This window comes from Oribacterium sinus (assembly GCF_014202695.1).
Classification (GTDB): domain Bacteria; phylum Bacillota; class Clostridia; order Lachnospirales; family Lachnospiraceae; genus Oribacterium; species Oribacterium sinus.
Window position 1 is genome coordinate 24556 of sequence record NZ_JACHHH010000015.1, and the last position, 17992, is coordinate 42547.

At 40.9% G+C, this 17992-nt stretch carries 10 protein-coding genes and 2 pseudogenes; 2 read left to right on the forward strand and 10 right to left on the reverse strand.

What is annotated here, in order from left to right:
* Window positions 1–20: 20 nt before the first annotated feature.
* Window positions 21–1337 carry an ATP-binding protein gene (locus HNQ46_RS11560; protein WP_183684825.1) on the reverse strand — a complete coding sequence of 439 codons (1317 nt, stop codon included), beginning with the start codon at window positions 1335–1337 and terminating at the stop codon, window positions 21–23.
* Window positions 1338–1549: 212 nt separating this feature from the next.
* On the opposite strand from HNQ46_RS11560, the gene HNQ46_RS11565 reads away from it, so the two are divergent.
* A complete protein-coding gene (locus tag HNQ46_RS11565) occupies window positions 1550–2545 on the forward strand; it encodes a DUF3137 domain-containing protein (protein WP_183684826.1) in 996 nt (331 codons plus the stop codon).
* A gap of 119 nt (window positions 2546–2664) precedes the next feature.
* Here HNQ46_RS11565 and HNQ46_RS11570 read toward each other — a convergent pair whose 3' ends face one another.
* From HNQ46_RS11570 to HNQ46_RS11595, 6 genes are all read right to left on the reverse strand, one after another.
* Window positions 2665–3351: a prepilin peptidase gene (locus HNQ46_RS11570; RefSeq protein ID WP_183684827.1), complete on the reverse strand. Its 687-nt coding sequence runs from the start codon at window positions 3349–3351 to the stop codon at window positions 2665–2667.
* Window positions 3352–3361: 10 nt separating this feature from the next.
* Window positions 3362–3982: a TadE family protein gene (locus HNQ46_RS11575; RefSeq protein ID WP_183684828.1), complete on the reverse strand. Its 621-nt coding sequence runs from the start codon at window positions 3980–3982 to the stop codon at window positions 3362–3364.
* Window positions 3979–4635, reverse strand: a complete 657-nt coding sequence (locus HNQ46_RS11580; RefSeq protein WP_183684829.1) for a hypothetical protein — start codon at window positions 4633–4635, stop codon at window positions 3979–3981. Before HNQ46_RS11580 ends, HNQ46_RS11575 begins: the two co-directional genes overlap by 4 nt.
* Before the next feature lie 33 nt (window positions 4636–4668).
* Window positions 4669–5613 (reverse strand): DUF3137 domain-containing protein, encoded by a 945-nt coding sequence (locus HNQ46_RS11585; protein WP_183684830.1) that lies wholly within the window; start codon window positions 5611–5613, stop codon window positions 4669–4671.
* 88 nt (window positions 5614–5701) lie between these two features.
* Window positions 5702–5932 carry a hypothetical protein gene (locus HNQ46_RS11590; protein WP_183684831.1) on the reverse strand — a complete coding sequence of 77 codons (231 nt, stop codon included), beginning with the start codon at window positions 5930–5932 and terminating at the stop codon, window positions 5702–5704.
* A gap of 14 nt (window positions 5933–5946) precedes the next feature.
* The gene (locus HNQ46_RS11595; RefSeq protein ID WP_183684832.1) at window positions 5947–8322 is read right to left on the reverse strand and encodes a prolipoprotein diacylglyceryl transferase; all 2376 of its coding nucleotides are present in this window, start codon (window positions 8320–8322) and stop codon (window positions 5947–5949) included.
* A gap of 622 nt (window positions 8323–8944) precedes the next feature.
* On the opposite strand from HNQ46_RS11595, the pseudogene HNQ46_RS12415 reads away from it, so the two are divergent.
* A pseudogene (locus tag HNQ46_RS12415) lies at window positions 8945–9178 on the forward strand (IS1634 family transposase); the annotation flags it as partial.
* A gap of 254 nt (window positions 9179–9432) precedes the next feature.
* On the opposite strand, the gene ltrA reads toward HNQ46_RS12415, so the two are convergent.
* The 3 genes and pseudogenes from ltrA to HNQ46_RS12200 all read right to left on the reverse strand — a co-directional run.
* Window positions 9433–10827: a group II intron reverse transcriptase/maturase gene (gene ltrA, locus HNQ46_RS11600; RefSeq protein ID WP_183684833.1), complete on the reverse strand. Its 1395-nt coding sequence runs from the start codon at window positions 10825–10827 to the stop codon at window positions 9433–9435.
* A 597-nt stretch (window positions 10828–11424) separates the two neighbouring features.
* Complete coding sequence (locus tag HNQ46_RS11605; RefSeq protein ID WP_183684834.1) at window positions 11425–17538, reverse strand: DUF7743 domain-containing protein; 6114 nt, start codon at window positions 17536–17538, stop codon at window positions 11425–11427.
* Window positions 17539–17701: 163 nt separating this feature from the next.
* Window positions 17702–17992, reverse strand: a pseudogene (locus HNQ46_RS12200) (hypothetical protein); the annotation flags it as partial.

Sequence of the window (17992 nt, forward strand, 5' to 3'; positions counted from 1 at the left end):
ATTTTTTGTAGGCCCTTTTTCTAGTTCAGTAGCCAATCAATTAAGCTTACAACATGAATTCCCTCATATTCCTCGTCCAATGCTTTGTCTAAAGTAATCACCATTTTTGTATAATTATCGGGAATTTGCTGTAAAGGCTTCAATTCTCTGTTTCTTACCGTCTCCTCCAGCATGCTCTCCGTAACTTGTACATAAAGCTTTTCATTGGCCTTTGTAGCAACAAAATCAAGCTCCAAACTAGCTATTTTTCCAATAGCAACATCATAGCCTCGGCGCAATAATTCAAAATACACTATATTTTCCAAGCTATGTCCCCTATCTCTATCCCGAAAACCTAAGAGATAATTTCTTAATCCGATATCCACGATGTAATATTTCCCCAGAGTTCTCAAATACTCCTTCCCCTTAATATCAAATCGCTTGACTTCGTAGAACATAAAGGATTCTTTTAAAGCGCTTACATAAGTTGCTATAGTTTGGGTTGCCGGCCTCCCCTGCCTCTCACGATTTTCCAGCAAATTTTCCGATACCAGAGTATTGCTCACGGAATTTAAGGATGTAGTGTTGCCGATATTATCAGCTAAAAATAGTATGATTTTTCTAAGAAGCTCCGCATCCGTAATCTGCCGCTGTCCTCTTCTTTTTTCCCGTTCTAAGATGTCTCGAAGCACCACCGTTGAATAGATGCCGTCCAGCGCAGTCATCACTCTATCTTGCTCCAAGCCAAAATCTGCAATTCCTGGCATTCCGCCATAGCGCATGTAAGCATCAAGTAAATCTCTTGTTTCTGCGATTTCTCCATTTTCCTTCCAGGCACGTTTTTTTGTTTCCCCAATAGGAGTCTGATAGTCTTTCAAAATATAACCATGAAAGTCTATGAATTCCTTAAAGGACAACGGATACATTTTCACTTCTATATATCTTCCGGCCAAGTAGGTGGAATACTCCGAAGACAAAAGATAGGAATTCGATCCTGTAATATAAATATCGCAGTTAAAATCTACTCGAAAGGAATTAATTGCATTTTCCCATTGATGAATTCTTTGTAATTCATCAAAAAACAAATAAGTTCTTTGATTCTTCGAAATCTTTTTTTTCACATAAGCATATAAATCCTTATAACTCATTTCTTGAAATTCTAAGGATTCAAAATTGATTGCTATAATCTGCTCTTGTTTTACTCCCGAATGCAAGAGATGTTCCTGCATCAGCTTTAAAAGACTGGACTTACCACACCTTCTGATTCCCGTAATAACCTTCACCGGCTCCGTGTCTTTAAAAGCAATCAATTTATTCAAGTAAATACCACGTTTCTTTAATTTTCTATTCTCGTCCACCTCTTACACCTCCTTGCTAAAGTTGATAATAAGAATACCCTAAACTTTTATTTTTTTCAAGTTTAGGGTATTTATCAATCAAACTTTTTTATTTTCTATTTTTCCTATTCTGCTTTTTCTGCCCCTTGTTTGTCTCCCCTCTATGTTGTAAAATAGTTATGTTGTATTTTTTCTTGTTTGCTGATGAATTTTAAGCTATAAAGGAGGATTGCATGGCAGATTTTCAAGAAAATTACCTAGGAACAAATCGGCAGGAAGAGCAGGAGCGAGTACGACAGCTGGCCGATGACCCTGAGGTGCAGGCACGACTCACAAAGATTCGTGGGGAGATGCAGGAAAATATTAAATGGAAAAATTATCTTATCGTTGCGGCCATCGTAGCCGGTTTACTGATTATTGTATTTAAGCTACTCGGAATATTGCTCGTAGGGCTCCTTTATTTTTTTGTCTATCGTCCGAAAAAAGAGCAAAGAAACGCTTACTTTGCAAAAGGCGGTAAGAATAACGATGATTTGTATGCGGAGGAATTCCTAAAGCCCATTCTTCAGAAAATCTTCCCAAAAGCAAATCTTGGACAAAGAGGAAGCCTGCCTCTACAGGCCATGAAAAAGGTAACGCCCAAATCAGAAAAATATGAGCCTTTCTTCTTCCTGTCTTTAGGAGATGAGCAGGACACCCGCATGTGTAATCTCTACTCTTCCCACATGGAGACCAGAATAGAGACCCGAAACGGAAAGGAATATGCAAAAAACGTTCAGGTGACAGACTTTGTCGGACAGGTATTTTCCATGCAGCTTCCCGTAAACTTTAACGGACAGCTACGGGTTGTTCCTACCAAAAAAACTTTAGTTCTAAAACGAGAAGTACAGGATGCCTATCCCGGAGCCCTTCCCGGAGAGCAGAAAATTGATGTGGAGGATATTCAGCATAACGAAAACTTCAACATCTACTGCAGTGATGAGCTTTCCGCAAGAAAGTTCCTAAGCCCAAGAGTTTTAACCTGGTTTGACGAACACATTTCTCAAAACGGTCTTTGTGTCTATCTGGAAGGAAATAAGCTGTATATCTCCTTATATACCGATAACTTTATCTTCCCCACACCTCAGACTCCTGAAGAAGTAGACGGCCTGTCCATTGAGAAGGAATATAAGGAGCTTCGGAAGCAGCTGGATTTTCTTTTGGATTTTACGAAGGTATTCCAAAGCTAAAAGAAAAAGAGCCTTTTTAGGAAAGCCCATCAAAAAGACCGATAAACCCGCATAGCGATGGTTTATCGGTCTTTTTTCTTTGGGGGAACTTTCCTACTGTTCCATTCAAGAGCACCGTACTATATCAAGGACAGCATCAAGCTGATACCATAGCCTACAAAGATAAAGCCCCCCATAGGAAAGGCATCTTTCATCTTTATTTTCTTTAGAAGCAGAAAGGGGATGAACGTAATCGCACAAAGAATAAAGGAGAAAAGAAGAATGATACAGGCTGCACTGATACCGGAATAAAAGGCAATGGCAGCATATAATTTCACATCTCCCATTCCCAGTCCCCCCTTTGATAGGAATACCATCAATAGAAGAAAGAGCAACATAATAAACAGGGAGCCTAAGGACTGGAAAAGGAATTCTTTCCACCCAAGGTGATAATGCAAAATTTCAATGAGGCCTATCACTACCCCTGCCACCAGAAAAATCAGTACTAAGATATTCGGAATAATATATTTTTCCCCGTCTACAATGGCCGCTACAGCCAAAATAAAATACAGCAAAGTCAGACGAACGATAGCAAAGGTATCTACTGCATTCTGTGCTGTAAAGTAGCCAAATACAGCGGAAAACAGAATAAACAATCCATACAATATATTTTTTGCCTTTTTATTGAAAATCGGATGGGTTTCCTTTTTATCTATCCCTTTTCGCTGTTGCTGTTTTTGATGCCATACCAGCAAAATGTGGCTTAGCTTAATAGCTAACACAGAGAGAAGCAGATATAATACACCGATGCCTAGTTTTAAAGCCATGTTTTCCCCTTTAATAGTCTTCCAATCCCCACAAATGAACCTTCACCTTCTGGGATAAGTCCAATGGTTCTGTTTTAAAAAGATTAAACCAAAACTTCATCTTGTACTTGGCAACAAGGGTTAAGTCGCCGTTATTGACCGTCCCGCTAAGCTCCATGTTCCCTACTACCCCCAATTTTTTTAATTTAGTATAAGCACTGAGTTTATTTCCATCCCCGGTAAAATAGGAATAAAACCGATCCTCCAGTACACCGGAAGACACTGTTTCATTCTTGTGCCAGCTTTCCGCAGAAGAGAAGCTTTGGTCTCGTACCACATAACGCTCAAATCTTTGCAAAATAGTACTTACACTGGTATTCTCCAAGCTTATTTTTTCATTCCAATAAGGATCCAGACTCAGACTATTGGCCGTTTGCACCAAAGTATGCATCACCTGATTCTGCGCCGAAAACACAAAGAACACACCATTCAATGCCATAAATAAAAAGCAGAATATGGGCAAGATAATCGCCGCCTCTAAGGTAACGGAAGCTCTTTCTCTAAGCAGCGTCTCTTTAAGATTATTTTCAACGGTATCTTCAACGTGATTTCGATTGCTCTTCATTTTATCGTTTTCCTCTTTTCCCATCATGAATCCTCTCCAAAAGAAGTAACCAAACCGAACAAATCCTTTCCTAGATTGATAAAGGAATCTACCAATCCTGCTATCTTGGAAAGATCACTTATTTTATTATTAAAATACTGGCTAAAATGGACCGTATTGACGTAATGAAGCACATCCAGGGTTGAGGCAACTGCCACTACTTTTACTTTGTTGGATTCTTTTAAGTCGACTTTCTCCAACAAGGGTGCAAAAAGAAAATCAAAGCTTTTTTCCGCTTCCAGTACATAATGGCATCGTCCAAGATCATCCGGAACTCTCTTTACCCTTACCGTTTCCTTACCGCCACCATTTCCGCCACTGTACTTCGTAAGTCTAAATCCTAAAAAACTACTTGCTTTCTCATTTCCGTGTATGAGAAGATTAATTTGTTTCAGACTAAGATAGCGATACAAGCCTATATTTTCAATATCTTGTACCGTTATCTCCTCTTTGTATTCCAAGCCTTCGTATTTATAATTCTCTGCCACTCTCACTACCGCCGCATTGCAGGCTGCTGTAAACATGTTTCGCTGATACAAATGAACGGATAAGGCCAAAAAAAACATAAGAATAAAGATAGAAAATATCATTCCTATCCCCCATTCCAGCATTATGGTTCCCTCTTCACTTCGAACATCCATAACTCACCTCTTTTGTTCCCATTGTTTACATTACTATTTAGAAAAAACCGATGCCATAGCCTTTGCTTCCTGACTTAAGTCTTTTAGATAGAGAGCCGCTTTTTCCACCGACCACTCACTCAGCTTCTTCTTGGTGTACGGCACCGGAAACATATATTCATTGGTATATTTGCTGATATAAAGTTTATTCCCCTTAAGGTAGGCACAAAGTCCCTGATCTGAAATCTGCTCATCAAACCAAGCCAGAACACTTGGACTTAAGAACTTTCGGGCAGCAATCTCATCCGTACAGTAAATGTTGTAATTTTCATTGTGCCGCACATCCTCCACATCAATCTTCTGCTCTCCCTCTAAGGCTCCCGCATATTTTCCCTGGGTCTCTATATTCAAATGCGCAAGTTTCTTTGTGGGCACAATCCGTACATGCCCTTGATAAACTTCCGTCAGAGTTAGGGCGTACAAAACGCCTTGGAAATCCCTCACTGTCTTAGTTCGTTTTTCCTTTCCACTCTTGTACTCTTCTTCATGCCAGGCATACAAATTACAAACACTAAGGTTTCGTTCATCATGAAATTTCAGTGCATAGAATTGATTATACTTCTCTGACTTGGGAACCGCATATTTTACATCCTCTATAGGCTCTTCTCCCCAGGAGTGAATCTTAGCCTTCGGAAGTATTGCCCCCAGTATCAGATTAAGAATCTGTTCTGTATAGATATCATCCAAATCGATATCACTTTTGCTCTTAAAAAAGGGGATGATGATTAAGACAAACAGCAGGACTACTGCCAAAGGAAAGCCTGCACGACGAGGCAGATAGCACAACACGAAGAGACAAATTAGTCCCTTGGCAGCCATGTCTACACCTTGCCTGTCTCTTTTTACAAGTTCGTCTTTTATCAGTTTATAGTTTTTTTTAAACTCTTCAGTGCGTTTAAGTTCCTTTAATTTCTCTACTTCTTCAGCTGTTAATGCCATTTTCCTATTTTCTCCTTTAAAATTGTACTTCCGTGAATGCTTTCACCTCTGATGCAATTTATTGGCCTTCCCTTATTTCTCCTCTATCTTACATCGATAACTGATAAAAAATACCCACCGTATCTCTAATCTCTTGATTCAACTCTTTAAGGCTGAGTGCTGCTTTTTCTACTGACCATGCATCCAGCATTTTCTGTGTATATGGTACTTGGAACAGATAGTGATCCTGATATACTGAAATAAACAGCTTATTTTCTTTCAAATATAATGATAATCCTTGCTTCGACTTTCCGTTTCCGATATATACTTTAAACCTCATAATAATACTGTTCTCTAATACCCAAGCGTTTTCGTACAATCAAGTTTAAACCCGCCAGTACTTTTTGTAATGGGCACAAATTCATTTAATTGATACTCTGTGGTAGCGGTAATTCCGGTATAAGCTTTACTCAAATGATAATCCGTTTTTTCCTTATACTTTTCCTTTGCCTCCAATTGCACAAGGTTCTGTAACCGCATAAGATACTGATCTTGATTTGTTCCTAAAAGCATCAAAATTAAACAATGCTCCCCATAGTCCAGCTTCATAAGGCCTTTCTCATCTTTTAAGCCCATGGCCTCTGTGGCTGTGGTTTCCTTTGGTTCTTGCGGAACAGTATTCCCTGAGTTGGAATTATCATTTTGGGGCTTCGTACTATCCTTTGTAGCTTTCGATGCATTGTTCTCTGAATTGGAATTATCATTATCTGGTTTTGTGGTATCTTTGGTAGCTTTCGATTCAGCGTTCTCTGTTTTAGAATCGTTGTTATCTGATTCTTCACTGCTTTCTGTCGTACCTCCGAATGTACTATTTATTTTATTTTTTGCTTCTGCTGCGATCTTATCCGCTGTATCCTGAGTGCCCTTTTTGATTTGTTTCGCTGTTTCATCATTTAACCCCCTACACTTTGAAAAATCCTCGATAAAGTTTGATATGCCTTCAGTAGACATATAGGCCTTCATCTTAATAAGACTAACGGATTGTTTGTTTACCAAAAGTATCATATCTATAAATGACTCTAGTAAAAGAAGTATCACAAAAACAACTACTACGAAGGGACCGGTAACACTTGTTTCTGTAATCCAGTCAGAACTTGCAATAGCCGGGAGATTAGAGACCAATCTTAATAAGAAGCCATTAAAGAAGGTACCCACCTGTGCACCTTTTTCCGAGTTGGAACCGGTTAAAAGATACTCCAGCTCTGCTCCCTTGTAGAGTTTGTCCCTTCCTTCCACATTATCCATTTTAGGATAATGCCAGAAATCTCCGTCTAGAAAACCGATATTATAAGTACCACCGGCCATTTCAAAAATATTACTATACTCATATCCCGTTAAACTGGAACCATCACTATAATTGGTTCTATTTGGCATATTGTAAACACCATAGCCATAGAGCAGAAAATTCTTCCCCAGGGACTCTCCACCGGAAAGTAGACGCCCAAGATTTTGGAGCCTGCTACTTGCCCAATCAAATATACCCTTAAAGAAGGTGACTAGGCTCTTCAAAAAAGTTCCAAGAGCTGTTAACGTCGCGAAAAAATCTCCATCTGCTGCCGCCATTAAGAACTGCCAAATAGAAGATAATAAATTCACAACGCTATCCGTTATTTCCGCTGTCCCCAAGTCCAGCACACCGCTTTGATTAATCAACTCACTGGGATCCAAATTAGAATCTAAGGAACCATCATATAATACTTTTGTCCCTATAATCTGATACAGTAAGTCCTTAAGACTTCTTACAAGATCAATCGTAGAATCAGAGCCTTTAATGGTATTTTCCATTTCTCCATATAAGGCAGCCGTTATTTTATCAATACTTTCTGCTTCAGAGAGAACAATATATCCTTCAATTTTATCATCTGCTTCAGCAGAGTAAGACTCCAGTTTTTTAGCCTGCGCTTCTAGTTTTTCATCATCTTCTTGTCCGTCATTATATATTTCCTTTTGCTGGTTATCTATAAATTTTTGAGCCTGATTATTCATTACATTATAAGTGGCAAAAAAAGGATCCTCTATTGTATCTTTACCATACTTATTCTTATACTTATTCTTATAGTATTCTTGGGTATTGCTCAGTAGTTCATCTAATCCTTTTGCATATTTTTCCCTGCTTTTTAAAAAATCTCTCTCTTTCTCTTTTAAAGAAGAAAGCCTCTCTTTTAAATCATCGGTAGCTGTGCCAAAGGCTCTGGCCTTGCTATCTACTTCACTAATGTAAGAATCCAAAGAAATCTCTTCTCCATTATCTTTCCTGCTTCTTGCCTCTTCTAAAGCTTGATACGCATTATCATAGGCCTTTCTTGCTTCTTTATACTTTGTTAAAGACTCTACATATTTCTTTGCTTCATCGCAGTATTCTTTTAAAGATTTTGCCATATTAATAGCAGAATCCGTAATATCAATTACATTGTTTCCACTATCCAGTAAATTTTTGCAAATCTGTAAAGGATTTTTTTTATGGTAGTAATCCAATAATTCTTTTATATTTAAGCCCTCTTCCAAAGTATTGATGGGTACGGAAAGCTCACTGTACTCGAATACCTCCTGCCTTAATACTAAAGGTTCAATAAGCGAGTTTTTTCCCTCTGCCGAGCTTCCTGATAAGCTGATGGCCTTTCCGAATCCTTGAACATTCGCTTCCAGATAGCTTTGATAACGAGAATCCAAAGACTCCTCCTGATCCTGTCTCACCGCCATAAAACCGAAACGTTCATCCAAGTAGGGGTCATAATGGGCAAGAGCAGAAAAAATAGAGCTTCCCATCAGCTCTTCAATAATGGCTTGTGCGCTTTGTATTCTGGCATATTCCACGAAAATCAAAGTACACATCAACAAAGGAGAAACGGTTAATGCCAAAAAAATAGAAATCATTCCCTTTCCGCCATTGACATGAGAATACAGAAAGAACTTTAGTTTTTTATGAAATTCTAAAATATTCATGGGAACGATTCTGTCCCTAAGCTTTGGAATGAAAATTACCGGCAAGAAAATAATCCATAGAATAAGAGTCATAAAATTTTTCATGACTCTCCCATGGAAAGAAATACTCATTGAAAACTTTTCCATCTGTCCCCCCTGCATAAACGCATCTTTTTAGATAGTGAACTACCATTGTTATTTTTCTATACATATTACATAACTTTAAACAATTCTCTATTATAGTTTATACTAACTTATGGATTCTTATTTTTCAATATTTATATTAAATTATTTCTATTCTTATCTATAATTAATGCCATTAAAGCTATCGGGAGTTTGACAGTTAAATAGTTCCAAAATCTCCTCAGGCCTTGAAAAGCCTGACTGCAAGCTCCATCACGTTTACCGTGCACTGGAAATCCTTGCAAAAGAGAATGATTTTTTCCGGTCTCAACTTTACAAGAATTCCGAAATGGTACTGAATCGACATAAAAGAGTTCTTTACTATGACTGCACTAACTATTACTTCGAGATTGAGGAAGTGGATGATTTCAGAAAATATGGTCATTCCAAAGAAAACCGTCCGAATCCGATTGTTCAGATGCAGGACTATCATCAACTTCAAACCGTGTCTTCAACAACACGCCGAACCGGAAATTTGTTACAATGCAACTAATTAGAACGGATTACGAGATTATATCTCAAAGAGAAATAAAAAAGATTTTAAACGCAAAGCGAAAGTAGAAATATTGCTAGAATTCAAAAAGAAACGTGCGTCGCTAGGCGATCGAGTAGGAGGCGGCGACTAACCGCCGTCCTCTCACAGCACTGTACGTACGGTTCTCGTATACAGCGCTTTCAATAGTTGACGTGCACAGACTGATAGGCTGTGGCTAAATCGTAAAAGCCACTGTTTATCAGTCTTTCTTTTGTCATTGCCATGTTCATGACAACTGTATGTGTTGTAAACCAATAGCCTCGTCTGCTGTTTGCCGTTTTCCACCCTAGGTCTTGAGGAACTCCCATGACCCTCAGGTTTCGGTATCTGGTTCGCACACATTTCCATTGTTTCCATACACACATACGTATTCTGTGATAGAGCCATCCGTTGATATCATTCATGTTGCTCTTCATACTTGCTATTCCATAGTAGTTAAGCCACCCTCTTGCGTATACCTTGATTCTTTCTAGGCTCGGCTTGATTGACTGACAGCGCTTACGGGAAGAAAGCTCTTTCAGTTTCGACTTAAACTTCTCCCAAGACTTTGCATGAACTCGGACATATATGCCACTTCTGTTCCTTCCCAGTGCAAAGCCAAGGAATTTAAAATTTCGGATTGCAAATACACTGACAGTGCGGCTTTTCTCTCGATTCACTGTAAGTTTCAGTTTCTCCTCAAGATACCTCGTACTGCTCTCTAAGAGTCTCTCTGATGCCTTTCTGCTTTTCGCAAGAAGCACTATGTCATCTGCATACCTTATGCATGGGACACCTCTTTTCAAAAACTCCCGGTCGAACTCATTGAGGTAGATATTCGCGAGCAAAGGGGATAAATTCCCTCCTTGTGGCGACCCTTCCTCTGTTTCAATAACCACTCCATTTTCCATTACGCCACTTTTCAGATACCTCTTGATAAGTTGCACCACACGTTCATCTTTAACATTTTTCCTCAGAAGGTTGATAAGAATCTCGTGGTTGATTGTATCGAAATATTTCGATAAATCTAGAACTACCGCATATGTGTAGCCCTGTTCAGCGTACTCCTTAATCTTAAGTATTGCTCCTTTTGCGTCTCTGTTTGGACGGTAACCGTAGCTGCCGTCTGTAAAAAGTGGCTCATAGATTGGAACTAACTGTTGTGTTATCGCCTGTTGAAGTGTACGGTCTATCACTGTTGGTATGCCAAGCTTTCGCACACCACCATCTGGTTTGGGAATCTCAACTCGTCTTACTGGAGACGGAGTATACTTTCCACGATAGATACGGTTAGTTAACTCCTGTTGATGTTCCTGAAGATAAGGAAGTGCCTCTTCGATGGTCATACCATCAATTCCAGGTGCTCCCTTGTTTGCCTTCACTCTCTTATACGCTCTGTTAAAGTTATCTTTATGCAGTATCGCTTCTAAGAGCTTCGGCTGTGCACTGCCTCTTTCTTTCCATATCAGATTGAATGACCTACGCGCTTTCGCATACCCTTCATGTTCCGCACTATCTCTTTGCGAACAGCCATTGTTTTCAATGTTTTCTGCCATAACCAGTCATTCCTCCTTTCTCAGTCATACTTGAGACTCCTACTGATTCGGTCCTTTGTCTCTCGACTACTATGACCTCTGCTGACTTCTGTGTGTTCAGCATTGCTTTGGACAATGGTTACCTCTTTCGAGGCATATCACACAGACCTCCCTAGGTACCACACGTTTCTTCCTCTCCATATATCTGCCTCATCTATCATGCATGATTCCGTGTAGTTATTGGACTTTGGCTTGTCTTGCAGTCTTATCCTCATGCATAACCTCATATGAGATTTCTGTTCGTCAGACCAGAGATTTGCCCATGAGTTAGTATCTTCCTCATATCCAGCTTCCTTCAGATTCGAGGTCACCCTCGACACCCTTGCCTTCGGCTATATCCTTCCCACTACCGGGCGGATTCGGGACTTTAACCCGTTAGAAACGTGCGCCGCTAGGCGCACCACAACAAGAGCCCATAAATGGCGTAATTACGCCGTTTATGGGCTCTTGACTCTTTCGCAACTGTCAAAGACGGGACTATACGCTTTTCTCCTTTGTTCTGTCAATTATTTTCTGTCTTGAAAGTCAAAATTTCTGTCTTGAAAGTCAAAAATTTTCCTATCTTATCTTTCCCCTCAGTCTTCTCCGCTTCAGCTCCTGTAAGAGGCTTGGGCCGTTGACCAGGCAGGACAGTCCCATTAAGCCTGCCACAGTAGCGATGGCGGCATTTCTGGCAAAGTTTTTCTGAGAAATAAGACGAAGCAAAGGATTGTTGGTAATCACGAAGTCGGAAACTTCCTTTCGGCTTTCATTGCCGGCTGCATCTCTTGCTACCACCAAAAGCTTATGTCGTTTTCCCTTTTCTCCGGAAATCTGCAAGGGGAAGCTGTCCTTTGCAACCGCTTCCTGCAAGCTCTTGTCCTTCCAGCTTAGTTCTTCCGTTCCATCCACGATGGCATCCACCTGCTCCAGCCACAGGTTATCCTGTACGGATAAATCCAGATCCAGGGAATCACCACGGTATACCCCCTGATTGTCCACATTGGAAAGCAGGATTCTGGGGGGTGTTCTGTCGATACCGAAGCGAAGCTCTGCCCCTCTTTCGGTCTGTTCCGTGCTGGCAAGGTTTCCTGCCTTATCCTGAGAGGAAATCTGCAAATGATACAGGCCTTCCTTGTCGAAGTTATCCTTCTTAATCAGATAATCTCCCCGATACCATTTTCCGTTTCCGCCGGAGCGAGTAGTCTGATACTCCGCCCCCTCGGAAAGGGCATGCTTCTCCTCATTTCTGTATAAGGTTAAAGCAGAAGACAAAACCTCATCCGCGTTGATTTCCGAAATCAGAATCTCTTCTCCCTCTTTCTGGTAGGTACCCTGCAGAGCCTTCGCCCTGTCGGACAGAAGATAGGTGGAACCGAAACGATTTACGGAGAACCAAAGCTCTTCCGTAGTTTCATTTCCCGCCATGTCCACAATCTTTGCGGAAAGCCGGTACACATCGTCCGTATCCGGCTCCTCCGGGAAGTTTTGGAAGGAAAGATTTCCCTCTTCTCCCCCTGCGGAGCTTTGGTAAACAATGCCCTCTTTCTCCTCCTGCTTCTGCTTTTGAGACTCGGTTTCCTCCATAGACTTCTGCATAGGAAGGTTTAAGGCATCCGTTCTGGCTATGGAAATGCTTCCGCCCTGCTGAGAAGACAGCTCATGCTCTCCATGTACCTCTCCTACAAGCTTCAAAGACAAAGCATCCTGATCCAGATAGCGATCCCCGTAAGAAATCTTGGGACTGACCTCTCCCTTATTGGCAGACTCGTTCAAAATATCACTAATCGTCAGACTGGGAGCCGTTCTGTCAATGACAAAATGATCTTCCGGATAAGCCAGGGCCTCATTTCCCGCCAAATCCTTCACCCGGATGTTGAACTGATAGTCTCCATCCTCTTCATAGGAAATGCTTGCCTGATGATGAAGCTCGGAAACGCCCCGACCTTCTCCACCGCTAAAGGAGGACAGGGCGCTGCCATGACCCTCTCGGCCGCCATCCTTCAACACGGAATAGTCCACAAGATCCGAACGGAAATTTTTCTCCTCAATGGAAATCTCCGCCCTTCTTCCTTCCTTGTAATAAAACTCATGGTTTGCGGTATTGTTGTCATAGCTTACACTGAGTACAGGGGCAGTTTTATCCACGGTAAAGTCCAAAGCTGCCTGAGTACCCTCTGCATAGACCAGGTCTTCCATGGCATTTCCGGCCAAATCCTCTCCGGTGATGGAAAGCTGATAATCTCCGTCCTTATTGAAGTAAATACGGCTTTCCCATCTGGTGCTGTCTCCGCTTCCGGAAACCTTTTGGAAGGAATCCCTTTCCACCTCCAAAAGCCTGCCGTCCTTTCCTCCCGCCGGGTCTGTAATCAAAATCTTGAAGGCATCCTGGGAGAAGTTTCTCTCCTCTACCGTAATGGTAGCCGTTCGATTTTCTTTAAAATAAAACTCATTTTCCACACGATTGTTGTCGAAAGATAATGTGACCCTCGGTTTTGTAATATCAATGCTAAGACGCTCTTCCTTTACCGTTTGGTTTCCGGCATTGTCCACTGCCTTGATTTTCAGTAACACGTCATTACTGTTGTTGTCCTTAGCCAAAATCGTAAGAGCATGAGCATCATCATAGGACTTCTTTAAGTCGTTTAACTGGGGCTCCTCCTTGGAAAAATGATAGAGAGAGCCTGCCTGGGTTTCTATACCGTCTCTGTAAACGGTATAGCTTACATCCTTTAAACCGGCATAGCTGTTTCCGGGGCTGGGCTCCGTTACGGAAATGCCTACCACCACATCCTTCTTATAGAGGCCGTTCTTCTCCTCTTCCTTAGGCAAAGTAATGTGAATTTCCGGATTCTGCTGGTCTAAAATTACCCCATCAGAGCTTAGGTAATACTGGTTTCCGGCCATATCCTTTAAGTGGACATAGGTAATAAAGGTCTCATTAGGAGAGATTTCTTTGGACCAGTAACCGTCCTTTACTTCGCCGGTAACATTCTTAAATGCAGAACTTGCCTGCAGGTCTGCAAGACTCATCTTCTCCCTTGTCCGAAGAACTTCCACCAGCCCGACACCGCTTAAGTTATCCTCCGCCTGCAAACGAATGACCTGCTTCTTATTGCTGAATCGACCAAAGCTGATACGATCCAGGAGCTTGGTCCAAAGGGTTCCATCCTTGGAACGATCCCAATCACCAATCTTCAAGGCACCTGTGGGGGCTTTTCTATCCACCACAAAATCAAAGGCCGCCTTGGTCTCTCCTACTTCGATGGGGGCATTTTCATTGCCCGCATAGTCCTTCACCTTTAGGCCAAGATGATAAATGCCGTCTTCAGTAAACTCTACCAAGCAGGTATATTTATTTCCCTCTTGTGTCCAGCTCTCCGAGTTCTTCAAATATGCTGCATGATTCCTTGCGGTAGATACCGGATTCCCCGCCTTGTCCTTTACGGAAAAATCAATCTGAAGAGAAGAGAAATCCAAGTGGGCATCCTCGATTTCGATTTTTCCCCTTCTCGCTTCTCTAAAGTATTTCTCATTGGCCAAGCCGTCATTGGATAAAGTCAGCCGAATCTTAGGCGGTGTTTTATCCACCACCAAAATGTTGGAAGCGCTGGCGGTTCTTCCGGAAAAATCTGTGGTATGTAAGTTCACCACATATTTACCATCTTCACTTAAGGAAAGCTCCGCCTTATTTAAGGTGGAATCGGAAGCCTTTTCCTTCTTCCAGCTTATATTGTTCGGCCGTATACTTCTTTCCCCTGTTCCGGAAGAAAGGCTGCTGGAACTTGCCACAGCAGTTCGCCCCTCCACCCTATCCGGGGTAAATACATAAGAAAGATCGGTGGCTGCCGGATTAAAGTTTTCTTCCAGCACATTGGCCTTCAGCTTAACATCCTTGGCAAAGTACCGTACCTGTCCACTTTCGGAAGAAGGGTCAAAGAAAATCTTGGGATCCGTATGATCCACAGTGATAGCCAGTTCTCCATTCTTCTCTAATCCTAAAGTATTCTTCCATTCTAAAGCATTTCCGGAAGGATCCTTATAGTCAAAGGACAAACGATAATGTCCTTCCTGGGTGAAATTCATTGTCAAATCATTCTGTTCCCCATTAGGCATGATTTGTACGAAGGAAGTAGAATTGTCCTTTAACAAGCTCTCTCTTCCATCACTAATGAAAGTAGAATTCTTCTTTAAGGTGAGAGCTTCCCTATTGCCCTGCACTCTATAGGAACTTTCTTTGTCTTCTCCATTTCTTCTGCTATAAACCTTCAAAGAAAAATCTTGATCCTCCGGAAAAAAGTTCTTTTCTTCCACATTCAGAGTTAAAAATGCCTTATCTTGAAAATAAAAGTGGTCATTAACTTTCTTACCCTTAGGCTGAAAATCGAAGCTTCCCTTTGGTTTTATTGTATCCACTACCAAATACTTATCGGTTTTAAGAGGCTGATCTTCATTTGTATTGTCTGCGTTATCTACCGCGAAGAATACAATCTTTCCCCTGAATTGAGGATCAATCTTGATTTTTGCAATGGCTCTGAAATCATCCGGTTTGCTAAATCTCTCGTCATTATCCGTAAGCTTGTACAAAGTATTTCCCTGATGAACAATCCCATCACTATCTTGTAGGTCAAAACGATAACAGATGGCAGCCATCCCGGAACGCTCATCCCTAGCTTCTAGTTCCACTTCCAGTGTGTCTTTATAGAAGTCATAGCCCGCAAGGGTTTTGACTCTGGACTCTTTGTCCGTCCTATAGGAAATGGAGATAAGCTTCGGCTTGGTAGTATCAATATTATACTTTTCAAGTACATACGCTTTACCAATTTCTCCGTTAGGTTTCTTGATAAAAAGTTCTCTTCCTTCCAAAGCACCGTCTTTTTCCTCAATTGAAAAACTTTTTTTCCACTTATTCTTAGTGTCATCCCAGGAATCACTATCGGAAATGCTATCATTTTTTGACTTAGGGGAGAATATTATATTCGTGTTATACCAGCCCTTATCATTAGCTTTCCCTTGCTTATCTATGAAATTAGAGAAGTCCGGATAAACCACATTGATTTCCGCATAAATGGTCTTTGGATCATAATTTCCTGTTGGGTCAACAGATGTAGCAGATATTAGGACAGGACCAACTTTACTGTTTTTAAAAGTAAGGACTCCTGTCTGTGCATTAAAATCAGCAATATCCTCTCCTGCTTCAAGCTTATAACTTACACTCGTGCCTGTAGCGCCTCTGGTACTTACGCGAAAAGAGTGTTTGCCTAAAGTCCTTCCGCCCTCCTGATTCTCCTTTCCATAATGCACGGTATACCGGAATACCTTATTCCCTCCCCTTTCTTCTTCACTTGGCTGTCCAAAATCTTTTAAACTAAAGGAAAATTGGTTCTGGTTCCCGGGGGTAATCGTTATATAAATTATCTCCGGTTCAGCCGTATATATTGTTCCATCCTTAGGGTCTACCCAATCATCTACTCTGGCCTCTATTCTAGCCTTTCCAATATGCCTCATTCTTATTATGCGTCTATTTTCATCAAGTTCAATAGAAGCATTTAATTTCGGAGAAACAATAGAGTAGTAAACCTTAGCTTTAAATATTTCATTAATTTCCGGCTGAATCTCTTCACCCTTTTTCAGTGGTATTTTAATGTTTTTATTTATAATGATTTCTCCATTAAAGCGTTTTTTTACAACTAAACTCCTTGCTTCCTCTAAAAACGCATGATTGGCGTCCTCCGGTACTCTGGCGATGATGGTATATCTTCCGGAAGTACCAACTAAAAAAGCAGTAGGATCATAAATCCGAGTTCTATCTCCCCTGGAATTCGCAAGGTAATATTCTATTTGGGGTACAGTTACATCCTCTTCCTCACTGGCCTTTTGATAGTATGCTTCCAAAGGAATAGGATTGCTTTCCCCCTCCTTCAAAATTACATCATTTACCGGAGGAAATACTAAGTTTCCTTGCCACTGCTTTTTCTTTTTTTGATTCAACTTAAGCTCTATAGTTCTATACAGGTCATCCGGTAAATTTCCGTCTGTAATACGTTCTTCATATAAACCAGACGTTTCATAAGACTTATTACTTCCTCGTACACGAATCTCTATCGTATAGTTTTTGGTCATATACTCTGCCGGAATTTCCTGGGAAATTTCTCCATCTTGATTGGTTTGTCCGGTATAAAATAAAACTTTCTGAACAATTCCATAAGTCGGATGTATCTTGTTAGAAGGTTTATCTTCACTATATTTCGAACTGGGATAATAGTGTTTGAATCCGTCACTCTCATCCCAGTTGACTTGTTCTTTAGTATAGTTACCGTCCGGTTCTATTCCGAAAGTACTGGAGCTAGTCTTTTCTTTCCCTTCATCTTCAAAAAAAGAAGCTGATACCTTTTCCTCCTTATCTTTATCCATCACGGAAGAAGACAGCACGTTTTCATCTGTCTCTTCTGTCTTTTTTGCATCGATTTTTTTATATACAACAAGCTCTACCTCCACCTTGATTGAGCCGGCTCGTTCTGAGTTATGATCTACAAAAGAAAAATCTAGTTTTGTAACTTTCTCTGCTTGACTTCCTTCTGCTTGACTTCCCTCCGCTTTCCATTCTACAGGAAATTGAAAAAGCACTTGTAATATAACAAGGCACAGGGCTATTAGCCTCTTTCCTCTCTTCCCCAAGATAAAGCTTTTCATAAATTACTCCTTCTTCCACAAACCGAGACAGAAGCATCTCTTCTATCTCGGTTTCTTTGCCTTTTGCATTGTTGAATTTCTGTTTAGAATTACTGTCTTTTTCTATTTTAGCTTTTCCCTAAAATAGATTATATAAACATTTCTATAAAACATAATGGCTGTTTTACTTTTTTTGCACCACTCCATTCACTACCCATCTTCCTTCCGAGTCTACTGTAAACCCATCGGGAGTAGTGGTGTTTCTATAGAGAGCACCCTCATTCTGTCCTTGCGGGTCTAAGTAGTAGCAGTTTCCATCAATCCACTGCCAACCGGTGAGCATTCTACCCTTCCATCCATCAGAGTTTGGGAAGAGATAATATTTACTGCCGTTTACCTCTACCCAGCCTGTAGCCATATAGCCGGAATCCAAGAAATAGTACCAGTAAGACTTTCCATTATAGGCTTCATAGCC